Origin of the sequence: Amycolatopsis sp. cmx-4-61, assembly GCF_046548775.1 — a bacterium.
Lineage (GTDB): Bacteria > Actinomycetota > Actinomycetes > Mycobacteriales > Pseudonocardiaceae > Amycolatopsis.
The window spans coordinates 43,015-58,034 of the sequence record NZ_JAEBEI010000015.1 but is presented as its reverse complement, the minus strand read 5'-3'; the positions used below and the strand labels follow the sequence as shown (position 1 = coordinate 58,034).

At 74.6% G+C, this 15,020-nt stretch carries 11 protein-coding genes and 2 pseudogenes; 8 read left to right on the top strand and 5 right to left on the bottom strand.

What is annotated here, in order from left to right:
* The first annotated feature begins 110 nt into the window (after positions 1-110).
* Entirely contained in the window at positions 111-1,634 is a 1,524-nt protein-coding gene (locus ACLJOU_RS33160) for a phytoene desaturase family protein (RefSeq protein WP_410573070.1), read from the top strand.
* A 13-nt stretch (positions 1,635-1,647) separates the two neighbouring features.
* On the opposite strand, the gene ACLJOU_RS33155 is transcribed toward ACLJOU_RS33160, so the two are convergent.
* Positions 1,648-2,313: a CDP-alcohol phosphatidyltransferase family protein gene (locus tag ACLJOU_RS33155; RefSeq protein ID WP_410573068.1), complete on the bottom strand. Its 666-nt coding sequence runs from the start codon at positions 2,311-2,313 to the stop codon at positions 1,648-1,650.
* A gap of 33 nt (positions 2,314-2,346) precedes the next feature.
* On the opposite strand from ACLJOU_RS33155, the gene ACLJOU_RS33150 reads away from it, so the two are divergent.
* From ACLJOU_RS33150 to ACLJOU_RS33130, 5 genes and pseudogenes are all read left to right on the top strand, one after another.
* Entirely contained in the window at positions 2,347-3,237 is an 891-nt protein-coding gene (locus ACLJOU_RS33150) for a YhjD/YihY/BrkB family envelope integrity protein (RefSeq protein ID WP_410573066.1), read from the top strand.
* A gap of 106 nt (positions 3,238-3,343) precedes the next feature.
* The gene (locus ACLJOU_RS33145) at positions 3,344-4,228 is read left to right on the top strand and encodes a MerR family transcriptional regulator (protein WP_410573064.1); all 885 of its coding nucleotides are present in this window, start codon (positions 3,344-3,346) and stop codon (positions 4,226-4,228) included.
* A gap of 217 nt (positions 4,229-4,445) precedes the next feature.
* The gene (locus tag ACLJOU_RS33140; protein ID WP_410573062.1) at positions 4,446-5,336 is read left to right on the top strand and encodes a MerR family transcriptional regulator; all 891 of its coding nucleotides are present in this window, start codon (positions 4,446-4,448) and stop codon (positions 5,334-5,336) included.
* Positions 5,337-5,738: 402 nt separating this feature from the next.
* Positions 5,739-6,749 carry a DUF5914 domain-containing protein gene (locus ACLJOU_RS33135; RefSeq protein ID WP_410573060.1) on the top strand — a complete coding sequence of 337 codons (1,011 nt, stop codon included), beginning with the start codon at positions 5,739-5,741 and terminating at the stop codon, positions 6,747-6,749.
* A gap of 192 nt (positions 6,750-6,941) precedes the next feature.
* Positions 6,942-8,353 (top strand): annotated as a pseudogene (locus ACLJOU_RS33130) (FtsW/RodA/SpoVE family cell cycle protein); the annotation flags it as partial.
* On the opposite strand, the gene ACLJOU_RS33125 reads toward ACLJOU_RS33130, so the two are convergent.
* Positions 8,318-9,316: a LacI family DNA-binding transcriptional regulator gene (locus tag ACLJOU_RS33125; RefSeq protein WP_410573058.1), complete on the bottom strand. Its 999-nt coding sequence runs from the start codon at positions 9,314-9,316 to the stop codon at positions 8,318-8,320. The pseudogene ACLJOU_RS33130 and the gene ACLJOU_RS33125 overlap by 36 nt on opposite strands.
* A 128-nt stretch (positions 9,317-9,444) precedes the next feature.
* On the opposite strand from ACLJOU_RS33125, the gene ACLJOU_RS33120 reads away from it, so the two are divergent.
* Positions 9,445-9,684: a DUF1330 domain-containing protein gene (locus ACLJOU_RS33120; protein WP_410573337.1), complete on the top strand. Its 240-nt coding sequence runs from the start codon at positions 9,445-9,447 to the stop codon at positions 9,682-9,684.
* Positions 9,681-10,410 (top strand): annotated as a pseudogene (locus ACLJOU_RS33115) (alpha/beta fold hydrolase). Before ACLJOU_RS33120 ends, ACLJOU_RS33115 begins: the two are co-directional and overlap by 4 nt.
* Here ACLJOU_RS33115 and ACLJOU_RS33110 read toward each other — a convergent pair.
* From ACLJOU_RS33110 to ACLJOU_RS33100, 3 genes are all read right to left on the bottom strand, one after another.
* Positions 10,411-11,760, bottom strand: coding sequence for a cellulose binding domain-containing protein (locus ACLJOU_RS33110; protein ID WP_410573056.1), 1,350 nt, complete (start codon positions 11,758-11,760; stop codon positions 10,411-10,413).
* A 123-nt stretch (positions 11,761-11,883) separates the two neighbouring features.
* Complete coding sequence (locus ACLJOU_RS33105; protein ID WP_410573336.1) at positions 11,884-13,497, bottom strand: discoidin domain-containing protein; 1,614 nt, start codon at positions 13,495-13,497, stop codon at positions 11,884-11,886.
* Complete coding sequence (locus ACLJOU_RS33100) at positions 13,419-14,912, bottom strand: MGH1-like glycoside hydrolase domain-containing protein (RefSeq protein WP_410573054.1); 1,494 nt, start codon at positions 14,910-14,912, stop codon at positions 13,419-13,421. Before ACLJOU_RS33100 ends, ACLJOU_RS33105 begins: the two co-directional genes overlap by 79 nt.
* Between the last annotated feature and the right edge of the window lie 108 nt (positions 14,913-15,020).

Here is a 15,020-nt window from a genome sequence, read left to right as displayed (position 1 = left end):
CTGGTGGCCGGTGGTGGTTCGGCGTTCGCTGGCGGGTGGGTCCGGCGGCCGGAAGATCGCGTGGCCGCTGTCGCTCCCGCGATCGGGCCGCTGTCGAGCGGGGGATCGCGATGAGCGCCGTCGTGGTGGTCGGGGGCGGGATGGGCGGCCTGGCGTCCGCGGCCCGGCTCGCCGCCGCCGGGCATCGGGTTACCTTGCTGGAACGCTCGGCCACCTGCGGGGGCAAGCTCGGCAGCCGCACCCGGGACGGCTTCACCTTCGACACCGGCCCGTCGCTGCTCACCCTGCCCTCGGTCTACCGCGAGCTCTTCGCGGCCACCGGCGCGGACCTCGACGAGCTGGTCGACATCGTGCCGGTCGACCCGGCCTGCCGGTACCGGTTCGCCGACGGCACCGAGCTGGCCGTCCCGCACGAGCGCGCGGCCGTCCCCGACGCGCTCGAAGCGGCCTTCGGCGGCGGTGCCGGTGAAGAGTGGCGCGGCCTCATGCGGGACGCCGAGCGGCTGTGGGGCCTGGTCGGCGAACCGGTGCTGCGCCGCCCGCTGAACGGCCCCCGCGACCTGCTCCGGCACGCCCGGGGCGTCCGGGACCTGCTGGCCATCGCGCCTTGGCGCACATTGCGGGGGATCGGGCGTCGCCGGCTGAGCGATCCGCGCGCGCGGATGCTGCTGGACCGCTACGCGACCTACACCGGCTCGGACCCGCGGCGGCTGCCCGGCGTGCTGAGCGTCGTCCCGTTCGTCGAGCAGGAGTTCGGCGCCTGGCACGTCCGCGGCGGCCTGCGCCGGCTGGGGGACGCCCTCGTCGACCGGCTCCTCGCCATGGACGTCGACGTCCGGACGGGCACGGAGGTCACCGCGATCGAGACCGGCCCGGCGGGCGTCTCCGGAGTCCGCCTGGCGGACGGCGAGCGGCTCGCGGCCTCGGCCGTCGTGGCCAACGCCGACGCCACGCACGTCTACGGCGACCTGCTCGACGACCCCCGGGCCCGCCGGCCGCGCCGGGCACTCGGGAAGACGCAGCCGTCACTGGCGGGGTTCGTGCTGCTGCTCGCGCTGGAGGGCACGACACCCGACCCCAGCCACCACCGCGTGCTGTTCCCGGCCGATTACGACGCCGAGTTCGACGCGATCTTCGGCCGCTCTCCCCGGCCGGTCGACGACCCCACGATCTACCTCTGCGCCCCCGACGACCCGCAGCTGCACCCGCCGGGCTGCGAAGCCTGGTTCGTGCTCGTGAACGCCCCGCGCCACGACCCGGCGGCCGGCGTCGACTGGACGGCGCCGGGACTGGCGGAGAAGTACGCGGACCGGGTCCTCGAGGTCCTCGCCGCCCGTGGCCTGGACGTGCGCGACCGATTGCGGTGGCGCGAAATCCGCACCCCGGCCGACCTCGAACGCGACACGGGTGCGCCCGGGGGAGCGATCTACGGCTCGTCGTCGAACGGCCCCCGCGCGGCCCTCCTGCGTCCGGCGAACGCTAGCCCGGTGCCGAAGCTGTACCTGGCCGGCGGCTCGGCCCACCCCGGAGGCGGCCTGCCGCTGGTGGCGATGTCCGCGGAGATCGTGGCGGAGCTCGTCGGGCCGGCGGAACGCCCCCGCTTCCCCGAACCCGGAGACGGGCGGAGCCGATGACCGGGCCCGTGGTTCAGCGGCGCTCGTCGCCCGGTTCCCCGGCCCGCCGGAACGCCCGGGCGACCCCCACCCCGAGGTGGGCCAGTCCGACGACCGACAGGCCGGTCCCCAGCACCGCGCACGTCGTCCCCCACGGCCAGTCCGTCCACGGTGTCCCGCCCGGCACCACCGCCGCCCCGGTGACCGCGACCGCGGTCACGACCAGGCGCGTCGGGCGCTCGGCCACGGTGATCGCCCCCGCGCCGGCCATGCCCGCCGCCTGGGCACGGGCCCGGACGTACTCGTGCAGCAACAGGAGGACCGCCATCGCCGCGCACCACCCCGCGGGTGCGCCGAGCACCAGCAACACCGCCACGAAGCACAGTTCGGTCAGCCGGTCCGAAGCCGCGTCGAGCACCGCGCCCAGCGGGCGGGCGCGGCCGGTGCGCAGCGCCACCGCGCCGTCCAAGCCGTCGAACACCCCGGTCGCCACGATCGCCGCCAAGGCGAGCCACAGCGCGTCCCCGCCCAGCGCGGCCAGCCAGACCGCCGCCAGCGCGCTCAGCACCCCGCAGCCGGTCAGCACGTCGGGCGGCACGCCGAGCACCGGACGGGCCAGCAGGTGGATCGTCCGCAGCCACGCGACGGCGAGCGCGCTGCCCGACGCGTCGTGCTCGTGCACCCGGGACCAGCCGGCCACCCCGTCGTCGTCCTCGGGGGCCGGGGTGCCGGCGTGAGCGCCCGTGAGGTGGCCCGCCGGGCGGCCGCCGTCCTGCGGGACGCCGGCCGGGCCCTCCGGGGCCGCGACCTGTCCCTGTGGGCCGCCGGCGTCACGTTCTTCGCCGTGCTGGCCGTCGTCCCGCTGGCGCTGGTCGCCCTGCGGGGTGCGGCGTTCCTCGGGTCGCCGGGGTTCGTCCGCCACGGCGTCTCGCGCTGGGCCGACGCGCTGCCGCCCGGACACGGTCCCGGAGCGGCGCTCGAGGCCCTGGCCACCGCCGCGCTCGGCACGCCGTGGACCGCCCTGCTGGTCACCCTGCTGCCGGCCACCTTCTACGGCGAAGGCCTGCTGCGCGGCCTGGTCCAGGTCGCCGGGCAGCCCGCCGGCGCCCTCGTCGGCTGGCGCGGGCGGCTGATGTTCGTGCCCGTCCTGGTCCTCAGCCCCACCCTGGCGATCGCGCCGCTGGCCACCGCCGACACGGTGGCCGGCTTCTACACGCGCGGCGGCTGGTCGACGTTCTGGGGCATCACGCTCTCGTTCCACATCGACTGGCTGATCATCGCGGCGGTGACCGCGATCGTCTTCGCCGGCAGTGCCCCGCGCGGCGTGCGTCGCGGGCCGCTGGTCGCGGGCGCGTTCGCCGTGGCCGCCGTGCTCGCGGGGTTCTTCCACGGGTTCCTCCTGTTCCTGGCCATTCCCCTGGACTGGAGTGTGCCCTTCGGCGGCCTCGAGGTGGTCGGCGCGGTCTCGGCGCTGATCCTCTGGCTCTACCTGCTCCACGTGCTGCTCCTGTTCGGGTACCGGCTCGTCCTCAGCGCCGAGCGAACCCGGCTGGGAGCCCGACGAATCGATGCAGAAGCGAGTCAGGTGTCCGAAGGCTCCCGTAGTTCGGGGCAAGCCGCCTGAGTCGATCACCCCTAAAGCGTTGCACTATCGATCCGACTGGGTCATCATCGGCGGTACGGCCCGGCGGACGCGCGTCGGGGCCGGGTGACCAGCGGCTGGGGGGTGCGTGACGACGAGACCCGAAGCGGACGTGGCCGACCGGGCCCTGTGGTGGACGACGGGACAGATCGCCACCGCGCTCGGCGTGTCGCCGGTGCTGCTGCGCGCCTGGGACAGCCGGTACGGCCTCGGGCCGGCCCGCCGCGGGCCCGGTGGCCACCGCCTCTACGGCCCGCGCGAGCTGCAGCGCCTGCGCCGCATGCACGCGCTGGTCAACCAGGGGATCCGGGCCGGAACGGCGGCCGGGATGGTCCTCGCCGAGGCCGTCACCCCGGCGCAGTCCCGGCTCCGGGCCGACGAAATCGACCAGGCCGCCGTGGCCCTCGACCTGCCCGCGCTGGCCGTTCTCCTGGACGAGCTGCTGGCCGGGCACGGCACCCTCGCGGCCTGGGTCGACGTGATCGCGCCGGTACTGCGCCGGCAGGGCGAGCGGTGGCAGACCGGGGAACGCGCCTTCGCGGCCGAGTGGGCCCTGGCCGGGGCGGTCTCCGCGGCGCTGGAGCGCCACGCGGCCCGCGTCCGGCCGCCCCCGCACGGACGTCCGGTGCTGCTGGCCTGCTGCGCCGCCGAGCGGCACCCGCTCCCGTTCCAGGTCCTCGCCGCGGTGCTGCGGGAGGCCGGCGTTCCGGTGGTCTTCCTCGGGGAGATGGTGGCACCGGACGTCGTCGTGCGGACCGCCGTCCGGCTCGAGCCGGTGCTCGTGCTGCTGTGGTCGATGACGCCCTACAGCGCCGACGCCCCGCTCGTGGCCGAGCTCGCCCGGCGGGACCTGCCGGTGCGCGCGGCCGGGCCCGGCTGGTACCCGGTCGGGGGACGTGTCGGCCCGGTGCTCAACGACCTGCGGGCGGCACTGCGGGCGGTTTCCGCGCACGCCGGACGGGTGTGGCCGTGACCGCCTCCGATGCATCGACCACAGCCGTGGACAAACCATGATTCGGGTCACAAACCTCCCTTCGGCGGGTGTTTCTTGCCCGCCGGGAGTGTCGGAGGAGCGCCGGATGCCGTATCCGTTGATGCGGACATAATCGGCCGGCGGCCGTGCCGCCGGGAGGTCGCCCCGTGGCGACCGCACCGGCGGGGTGTCCCTGGCGTGTGGAAACGTGGTGTTGATGGACGTCGACGCGGAGAGCGGCCGGGACGGGCCCCGGGCCGGCGGTTCGTGGACGCCCGGCAAGGTCGCCGAACTGCTCGGCGTTTCGCCGGTGACGTTGCGGACCTGGGCCGCGCGCTACGGGGTCGGCCCGACGCTGCGGGACGACGGACGGCACCGCCGGTACTCCGACGCCGACGTCCGCCGCCTGCAGTACATGCAGCGGCTCATCGACCGCGGCATGCGGGCCAGGGAAGCGGCCGCGGCGGCGTTCTCCGGCGTCGGCGAAACGGTCGCGGAGCTTTCCGTCGAGCGGCACATCGAAGAGCTCGAGCGGGCCGCGGACGGCCTCGAATTCGCCTCGCTGGCCGCGCTGCTGGACGAGACCCTGGACGCGCTCGGCCCGGCCGCGGCGTGGACCGAGGTGCTCGTGCCCGTGCTGCGCCACCTCGGCGGCCGCTGGCTGCGCGGCGACGTCTGCTTCGAGTCGGAGTGGGCGCTGACCGGCGAGATCTCGCTCGCCCTGCAGCGCTACAGCGCCGGCTTCGCGAACACCCCGCCCGGACGGGTGGTGCTGCTGGCCTGCTGCCCGGAGGAACGGCACAGCCTGCCGATGGAGGTCCTGCGCGCCGCCATGGTGGAGGTCGGGATCCCGGCGGTCCACCTGGGCCAGATGGTGCCCGCCGAGACGACGGTCGCCATCGCGGCCAAGCTCGACCCGGTGGTGGTGTTCCTGTGGTCGATGTCCGCCAACACGGTCGACGACCTGCTGGTCCAGCGCCTGCGGCGGCGCGGCTTCGACATCGCGACGGCCGGGCCGGGCTGGGAGAACCTCGCCGAACGGGACGTCCCCTGGGTCAACGACCTGGCCGCGGCCCTCGACCTGGCCACCGAACGCTTGAAGGCGTGAATCGAGCCGGTGCCGGGTGAAAGCGTTTTGGCCGGGCTCTCGACGTGGCTGCCGAGCACCTGAAGCGTGAATCGGTGCCCGGGTGCCGGGCTCTCGACTTGGCCGCCGAGCGCCTGGAGGCGTGAATCGGGTGCTGGGTGCCGGGTGCCGGGTGCCGGGTGCCGGGTGAAAGCGTTCTGGCTGCGCTCTCGACTTGGCCACCGAGTGCCTGGAGGCGTGGATCGGTGCCCCGGGCTTGGGTAAAAGCGTTCCGGCCGCGGCCCTCGACCTGGCCCTCGAACGCCTGAAGGCGTGAATCCGCACCCGACCGCCCGGCCAAAGCGTTGCGCAACCGCTCCAAATGGCCCAGGATTACCCGCGTGCCGGCCTTTCGGCCGGCCGTGGCAGGCGGGAGCGTTTCCGGTGGACCTCAAGCGGCAGGTGATCGAGCGCTGGCCGGCCCGGTGGCCGGTGCAGCCGTTCCGCGAGCCGGCGTGGGCCCGCCAGGAGCCCGCCTACGCCGACTGCAGCCCCGCGCTCATCGAAGCGGCGGTCAAGCGGGCCGGCGCCCGGCCGGCCGGCAACTGGTTCGTCTTCGCCGCCGCGCGGGAAATCCGCGCCGACCGGCCCTTCGGCGTGCGGGTCGGCGGCCGGGAGCTGGTCGCCTGGCGCGGGCCGGACGGCGCGCTGCTCGTCGGCCCGGGTGCCTGCCCCCACCTCGGCGCACCGCTGGCCGAGGCGCGCGTGCACTGCGGCGAGCTGGTCTGTCGCTGGCACGGCCTGCGCGTTGGTGCGGACCGCCCGGGGTGGACCGCCCTGCCGTCCTACGACGACGGCGTCCTGGCCTGGGTCCGCCTCGACCGGATCGGCGGCGAGCAGCCCACGGACCGGCCGATCGTGCCGGTCCGCCCGGCCGGGACCACGGTGGACGCCGTGGCGACGCTGGCCGGGGTCTGCGAGCCCGAAGACGTCGTGGCCAACCGCCTCGACCCGTGGCACGGCGCGTGGTTCCACCCGTATTCGTTCGCGCGGCTGCGCGTGCTGTCGGCGCCGCAGGGGGTCGACGTCGCGGAGGCCGACGACCGGTTCGTCGTCGAGGTGACGTTCCGGCTGGCGGGCAAGATCGGCGTCCCGGTGGTCGCCGAGTTCACCTGCCCGGGCCCCCGGACGGTGCTGATGACCATTGTGGACGGTGAGGGCGCCGGCAGCGTGGTGGAAACGCACGCGACCCCGCTCGGCCCGGGCGCCGACGGCCGCCCCCGCACGGCGGTGATCGAGGCGACGATCGCCGCGTCCGACCGCCCGGGGTTCGCCAAGGCTGCCCGCATGGCCCCGGCGCTGCGGCCGCTGATGCGCCGCGCGGCGGCCCGGCTGTGGCGGGACGATCTGGCTTACGCCGAGCGGCGGTACGCGTTGCGCGGGGACCACCGCTAGTCCTCGGGCGGCGATGCGGCAGGCCGAAACCCCGCCTGCGCGCCGACACGACCGGTCTGCTCCGGCATCTCCTCGCCGTGGGCCGGACAGGTGCGTTCCCGTGTTCTCAGGATCTTGCCAGCCGGGTGTGGCTAGCTTGGCGAGGCCGGGAACGGGACCGCCGTTCTCCCCGTACGGGATGAGGTTCGCGCCATCGACGTCCACGAAGCCGGCCGCCGTCCGCGCGGGTCGCGGGCCGCCGCCGCGGGGGAGGCGCTGACCGGGTGGCTGACGCGGCCGCTCGCGTCGTTCCACCTCGTGCTGGCGCTGACCGGGACCCTCGGGCTCGTCGGGGTGGTGATGGTGCTGAGCGCGTCGTCGGTCTCCTCCTACGACCCGCGCACCGGCGGCGGGAAGTACGACCTGTTCGTCAAGCACGTCACGTACCTGGGTCTGGGGGCCGGGGTGTTCTGGCTCGGCCTCCGCCTGCCGCTGCGGAAGATCCGGGGGATGGCGAGCAAGGCGATGGCGGCGGCGCTGGGGATGCTGCTCCTGGTGCTCACCCCGCTGGGCTCGGCCGGCGGCGGCGCCCAGCGCTGGTTCGTCATCGCCGGGCAGTCGGTCCAGCCGATCGAGTTCGCCAAGCTGGCGCTGGTGCTCTGGGGCGCGCACGTCCTGGCGGCCAAGGAGCACCTGCTGCACCGGTGGCGGCACCTGCTGGTGCCGGTGGTCCCGGTGACGCTGCTGATGTTCGCGCTGGTGATGGCCCAGCCCAACCTCAGCGGCACGATCACCCTGGGCGTGATCATGCTGGGCCTGCTGTGGTTCGCGGGCATCTCCGGCCGCCTGTTCGCGGCCCTGGTCTCCGGCGCGGCGGCCGGGTTCACGGTGCTGGCCGTGACGACGGACTACCGGCTGGCCCGGGTGCTGTCGTTCCTGTCGGACTCGGACGGCTCGTACCAGACGACCCAGGCGCTGTACGCCCTCGCCGACGGCGGGGTGTTCGGTCGCGGGCTCGGCCGCGGCAGCGCGAACTGGGGCTACCTGCCCGGCGTGGAGAACGACTTCATCTTCGCGCTGGTCGGGGAGGAACTCGGGTTCGTGGGCTGCATCGCGGTGATCGTGCTGTACGCGGGCGTCGCGATCGTGGGCACCCGGATCGCCCGCCGGGCGCTCGACCCGTGGATCCGCCTGGTGGCGGGCACGCTCACGCTCCTGGTGGTCGTCCAGGCGGCGATCAACATCGGCTACGTCGTCGGCCTCCTCCCGGTGACGGGCGTGACCCTGCCGCTGGTTTCGTACGGCGGTTCGTCGCTGCTGGTGACGCTGGCGATGTTCGGCATCCTCGCCAACTGCGCCCGCAACGAGCCGGAGGCGGTGGCGGCGTTGCGTCACCACGGTCCCGGCCGCTTCGGGTGGCTGCTGCGCCTGCCCGCCCCACCGGCGTATGCCCCACGGGTCCGGGCGTCCGGCGGCGAGCGGCGCCGGGTCCTCAGTCCTTGACCGCGCCCGCCGCGAGACCCGTGCGCAGAACCGTTGCAGGGCCAGAGCGCAGGACCCCGTCAAGGGCGTCCCTCGACGGATTCGACTCAGGTGGTGGCGCGGGTGATCAACGAAACCGGCAGCGAGATCCGGTCGGCGGTCTCCGCCAGCAGGGCCCGGACCAGGGCCTGGCCGTGGTCGTACTTGTCGATCCGGACCGTGGTGAGCGGCGGGTGGAGGTAGGCCGACATCTCGAGGTCGTCGAAGCCGACCACGGCGCAGTCCTGCGGGACCGCGCCGCCGCGGGCGAAGACGGCCTGCACCGCGCCGATGCCCATCAGGTCGTTGAACGCGAAGATCCCGTTGACCTCGGGCCACGCCGAAAGCAGCCGGCCGGCCGCTTCCGTGCCGCCCGGGATGGTGGGCGGGCCCTGGACGATCCGCGCCGAGACATCGCCGAACCCGTGCGCCGCGCAGGCGGTGACGAAGGCGAGCCGCCGCTCGTCGACCGCGACGCCGACCGAGCTGTCCAGCATGCCGAGGCAGGCGTCCGGCCGCCGGGCGAGCAGGGCGACGGCGGCCGCGGTCCCGGACGCGAAGTCGTTGCTGACCGAGGCCGCCACCTCCGTCGGCAGTTCCCGGTCGGCGACCACCAGCGGGACGGAGCGCGCGTAATCGGCGAGGATGTCGTCCGGGGTGCCGTAGAAGAACCCGACGACTCCGCGCGCGGAGCGGGCCAGCGCGTCCTCGATGGCGTCGCGTTCCCGGCCGGGGTCGGCGTCGGTGTTGTAGAGCACGACGCTGCACCCGGCCGCCTCCGCGGCGTCGTACACCCCGCGTGCCACGGCCGGGTAGAAGGGGTTTGCGATGTCGGAGACGATCAGCGCGATGACGTCCGACCGCTGGGTGCGCATGCCCTTCGCCAGCGCGCTCGGCCGGTAACCCAGCCGGGTCGCCGCCGCCAGCACGCGCTCGCGGGTGTCCGGAGCGATCTCCGGCAGGTCCCGCAGGGCGCGCGAGACGGTCTGCCGTCCCACCCCGGCCTCCCGGGCCACGTCCTCGATCGTCGCGCGCTTGACCCGCGGCAACCGCCCGCGTTCGGTCACGCCGCCACCTCCCTCCGCGGTCAGACGACGAGCCTAAGGGGTGGGCGCCGGAGAGTGCGGCACGAGGGAGCCGGGCAGCGCTTCGGCCGGACGGCGGCCGCGAAACCTACCAGCGTTACTCGGCCGCCCTGCGGAGTAGCGGGCTCAGCTCCCGCTACGGCCTCCAGCGGCAGTACCTCGGCGACGGCGGGCGGGCGCTGGTCGCCGAGGACGGGCAGGCCTGGGACGTGGTCGCCCTGGTCCGCTACCCGGACCGGCAGGCGTTCGCGGCCATGGTCCGCGACCCCGAGTACCGGGCCACCGCCCACCTGCGCACCGAGGCGCTGGTGGAAGCGGTGCTGCAGCCGACCACGCCGGTCGCGGGATGACGCCCGCCGTCTTCCTCCACGGCAACCCGGAGACGGCGGCGGTCTGGGACCTGCTGCCGGCCGAGCTCGCGCCGACGCGCCCGGATGTCGTCCGTCTGTCCCCACCCGGGTTCGGCGCGCCCCTGCCGGCCGGGTTCGGCACGACCCACGCGGACTACCGCGACTGGCTCGCCGGCGAGTTCGAGGCGTTCGGCGAGCCGGTGGACCTGGTGGGCCACGACCTCGGCGGCGGGCACGTCCTGAACGTCGTGCCGACCCGTCCGGAGCTCGTCCGCAGCTGGGTCGGCGACGGGCTCGGGATGTTCGACCCCGGCTACGCGTGGCACGAGCTCGCCCGCCGCTGGCGGACGCCGGGGGCGGGTGAGGCCGACGTCGCCGCCCGGTTCGGCGGCACCGCCGAGCAACGGACGGCGGTGCTCGTCGAACGGGGGATGGGTGAAGGCGTCGCCGCCCGCGTCGCCGCGGGGCAGGACGAGGCGATGGGCCGCGCGGTGCTCGCCGTGTACCGCGCGGCGGGGCCGCCCGGCCTGGGCCTGCCGCTGGAGCGGGCGGCGGCCCGGCCGGGGCTCGCCATCCTGGCCACCGCCGACCACGTCGCCGGCACCGAAGCGCAACGCCGCCGCCCGGCTGGCCGTGCTGGACGGGCTGGGCCACTGGTGGATGACCCACGAACCGGCCCGCGCCGCCGCCGCGCTCACCGGGTTCTGGGCCACCGTCGCCGGCTGATCAGCGGGCGGTGCAGCCCAGCCCGGCCAGGGGCTGCACCGCGCCGGTCACCACGGCACCCCAGGTCGTGGTCGCCCCGGGCGCCAGCGTTCCGTTGTAGGTCTGGTTGGCCGCCTGCACCTGCGGTCCGGTCTGGGTCACCGCGGCGTTCCAGGAATTCGTCACCTGCTGGGTGCCCGCGAAGGAGAACGCCGTGCTCCAGCCGGTGAGAGCGGCCGAGCCGGTGTTCTTCACGGTGAACTCCAGCTGGTGACCGCCGTTCCACGAGGACGTCACCGCGGAGGTGGCCGTGCACGACGTCCCGGCCGGGGCGGTCGGGGTGGTCGGGGTGGTCGAGGTGGTCGCCGTGCTGGTGGGACTCGTGGACGTGGTCGGTGTTGTCGGTGTTGTAGCTGGCGTGCCGGTCCCGGTCGTGTAGCTGATGCCGGTGTAGGCGGCCGCGCACCCCGAAAGGCATTGGTCGGGCAGCGTGAACCGGTAGACGCGGCCGTCGTTGACGAGTGCGTCGCCGGAGTCGCGGACCCGGATCGCGTAGGCGGTGCCCGCCGTGGCGGTCGGGCCGATGAGGAAGGCCTGGCCCAGGTCGCTGTCCGGTTGCGCCTGCTGCCAGCTGCCGTCCGCGCCGAGGAACTCCACGCCGTGGACGCCGTTGGGCAGGTGCGACACGGCGATCGCCGTCCAATACCGCTGCGCGCCCTGCAGGAACCCGAGCTTCAGGTCACCGCTGTAGTTCGGGGCGGGCACGTAGGACCACGAAATGTGCCGGTTGTTCCAGTGCGCGGGGTTCATGTCCCCGACCGGGACGCCGTTCTTGACGAACCGGTTGAGCGACGCGGTCGACAGGTCGAGGTGCCCGGGATCGTCGCGGCACCAGGCGTTCGCGTCGCCGCAGCTGTCGGCCACGACCATGGTCAGCTGGGCGCCGGCGTAGCCGTCGGTCACCCAGGAACCGTTGCGGCAGAACGGTTGTCCCGGGGCGCCGTCGTTGACGCCGGTGCAGTAGTCGCCGATGGTGACCTGCACGAACCGCCCGCAGTTGCGGCCGTTGTCCCACAGGCCGATCTTGGCCGCCTGGGAAGGCGGGATCGGCCGCGGGTAGAAGCTGTAGTCGCCGGGGGTGTTGTAGACGTTGAGCGCGACGAAGTCCGGCGAGTCGAGGACGTCCTGCGGCAGGCCGCAGCCGCCGTAGGGTGCCCCGAGTGCGTCGAAGTGGGTTGCGTTGCCGGTGATCGGGGTCGCCGGCGCGGCACCCGAACTCCACGGCCACAGCAGGGAAACGCCGAGGACGAGCGCGGCGATCACGGCGAGGACACCCGGGCGCGCGGCCGGCCGGCGGGAGATGGATCCCACGGATTCTCCTTCCGCCTTCTCCGGCCGCGGCGGCAGGCGGAAGCGCCCCGGCGGCATTGTCTGGAAGCGCTCCCAGAGTCCCGCGCGCCCCCGCCGTTTGTCAATCGCCTCCTCGCCGGAGCCCTACGCCGGCCCGCGGGCCACGACCGTCAGCCGGTCCAGGACCAGCCGGCCCGCGGTCAGCCGCACACCGATCGCGGGCGACCAGCCGGGCGCGACCGCCGAGCCGCCCGGGATGGTGCGCAGCAGCTGCCACCGGCCCTGGTGACCCAGCCAGCTCGTCAGGCCGCCCCGGTGGTCCGACACGACGGCGAACCGATCGCCCGGTGCCCACGTGACCGCGGCGCAGCACCCGCCGGTCGCGTCGTCGCCGTAGTCGCGGCCGCCGGCGCGCACGTCCGCACCGGACGTCCCGAAGTGGTGGTTGTACCAGGCCAGCGCCAGATCATCCGGTCCCGCGGCGCGGCCGAGGAGCACACTGTCCTCCGGGGCGCTCCCGGCGAACGCGCGGGGTTCGAGGAGGACCGCGAAGTCACCGGCCGGCGCGGCCACCGGCGCCACGAGCACGGCGGCGGACTGCCGGTTCGCGGACGCGACCAGGGCACCGTCCGCCTGGCTCAGCTCGGGCACCGGTTCCCCGAACCGCGGGCTGACCCGGTAGGGCTCCGGCTGTGTGCCCCCGAAGTCGTCGTCCCAGACCGGAGTGGCGAAGTCGGCCGGGTCGAACACCACCTCCGCCCGGACCACGTCCGCGGTGCTGCGCACCGGGCCGCCGCGGTCGAGCGTGGTGACCAGCAGCCGCACCGGCGCCCGGGTGCCGACCGGCGTGTCCGCGGGGGCGGTGACGCGCCAGCGCAGCGTCACGGGCCGTCCCGGCGTGAGCCGCAGATCGCCGCCGGGCCCGATCGGCTGGGCCGTCCAGCCGCGCGGCAGCGTGAGCGCGGGCCGGACGGTCACCGGCCGCGAGCTGCGGACCGTGCCACCGATCTCGGCCGTCTGCCCGGGCCGCAGCCGCGCCGGGCTGTCCTGGAGCCGGACGGTCAGCCGTTCGTCTTCGGCCCGCCACGCCTGCACCGCCGTGATCCCGGTCGCGCCACCGTCCACTCTGGACGGCAGGACGCGGAGCCCGTCGGTGCGGACGGGCGGCTGCACGACGACCCGGTTCGGCCGGCCCCGCACCGGGGTCGCCGGATCCCGTTGCTGACCGGGGAGATCGGCCCACGACCCGGCCGCGGTGCGGTACTGCACGGCGTAGGCGTCCGGCGTGCGGACACCGCCCCCGTCGTCGTAGAAGGAGATCCGGACGTCCGAGACGTCGGTGGCCGCGCCGAGGTCGACGGCCAGCCAGTCGCTGCGGTTCGGGCTGCCGTAGCCGGTCCACCGCGTCGACGGGACGTCGAGGGCGAAGTCCTGGCCGTCGATCGCGTTCGCCGGGCTGTCCCCGCGCCAGGTGTAGGACGCCGACGCCGCCGGATACCCCGTGCGGTCGATGTTGGCCAGGTCGTCGACTTCGTGGGCGGCGTCGGCGGCGCGGCCCGGCCGCACCGGCACGTCGACCGCCGTCAGGCCGGCCTGGCGGTGCACGAGCTCGCCGTCGAGCCAGACGCTCAGCCCGGCGCCCTGTCCGTAGACGTGCCCGTCCCGGTCCCAGGCCACGGTCAGGTTGCGGCCGTGGTAGGGCACGTTCTCGACGGCGAAGTGGTCCCAAGTGGACGGAACGAGCGGCGCGAGCCGCACGTGGTCGCCCTGCTGCGGCCGGACGCCGAGCAGGCCGGACAGCACGAGGTCGTCGAACGTCGAGTGGTTGTAGTCCTCGCTGTGCCCGGGGGAGTCGTACAGCCAGCGGTCTTCGTCGGGGTGGTGCGCTTCGGCGACGTAGGGCCGGCCGTCCTTGCGCTGGGTGAGGGCGTAGCCGCGCAGCAGGCCGTAGTAGTCCTGCGCGGAAACGTAGGGCTGCGGGGGGGGTAGTCGGTGAGCAGGTTCGCCAGCGCGGTGAGGGTCTGGCTCGTCGCGTAGGGCCAGCTCGGGCCCGACCACCGGCAGCACCCGAGCTGGGCGTCGTGCAGGAACCACGGGCTGCGCCGTTCGACCGTGGTCGGCCCGAAGGGGGCGGCGAAGCCCGCCGGGTCGGTCAGCTGGGCCCACGCGGCGGACGCGCCGGCCGGCGCCATGTGGAAGTACCAGGGTACGAACCCCATCTCCTCCCGGTCCGCGATCTTCGCGTGCGCCGGGTTGCCGTCCCGCATCACGTGCTTGTAGAACCGGTCGCCCCTGTCCCACAGGACGCGGTCCTGGTTCGCCTGCAGGGAGCGGGCGTCCCGGTCGTACCGGTCGGCGAGCTGCCGGTCGCCGGGAGCGCCGCGGCGGCGCAGCAGGCTCGCGATGGCCAGTGCGTCGCCGTACTGGTAGGCGTTGAGCGTCGGGCGGAAGCCGGCTCCGCCGTGATAGGGGTCCGGGCTCTGGTAGGAGCTCGCGGTGTACTCCATGGCGTCCCACACCGGAACCTGCCAGTAGAGGCCGAGCCGCGCGTCGAACTGGGGCGACCAGACGGCCCACTGCCGTTGCAGGTCGGGGAGCCGGTCGACGGCGAACCCCCACCGGCCGTCGACGGATGCCCGCGCGAGCACCGCGTCGGCGGCCCAGAACGAGTATTCGTGGGCCCAGTCGGTGGTGTTGGCGTTGAGGCCGTCGGTGGCCGGCTTGGCGCCCGCACCGCTGCCGCGCAGCCAGTAGTCGACGTAGTCGTCGAGGTACCGGTGGTCCCGCAGCCACCGGCCTTCGTAGAGGTGGTGCCCGGCGGCGGCGTCGATCCCGCCACCGGGTGCGGAGTAGCCGACCGGGCCGAGGAATTCGGAGACGATCCACCCGTCCTTCGGCCCGGTGTACTTCAGGGCTTCCTTGTAGGTGCGCCACCGGTAGTAGTAGGTGTCTTCGATCGTCTTGTCGGGCAGGTCGACGAACGGGATGTTGGCTTCGTACCAGCCGGGATCGACGAGGCCCGCGAGCTTCGCGGCGTGGTCGAGCAAGTGCGTCCCGGCGCCCACGCCGGGGTACACCGGCGGCGGGGCGGGCGTGCCGTGCGCCGGGGTCACCGTGCCGCTGAGGGCGACGGTGGCGAGCAGGACCGTGCACAGACGTCGAAGCGAGCGCATGCTGACGCTCCTCGTGATCCTCGGGGACCGGCCGGAGGAGACGCTAGCGGCTCGTTACAACGTTGTAAATATGCTTTACAACGTTGTATCCGAGGGTCGGTGCGGTCG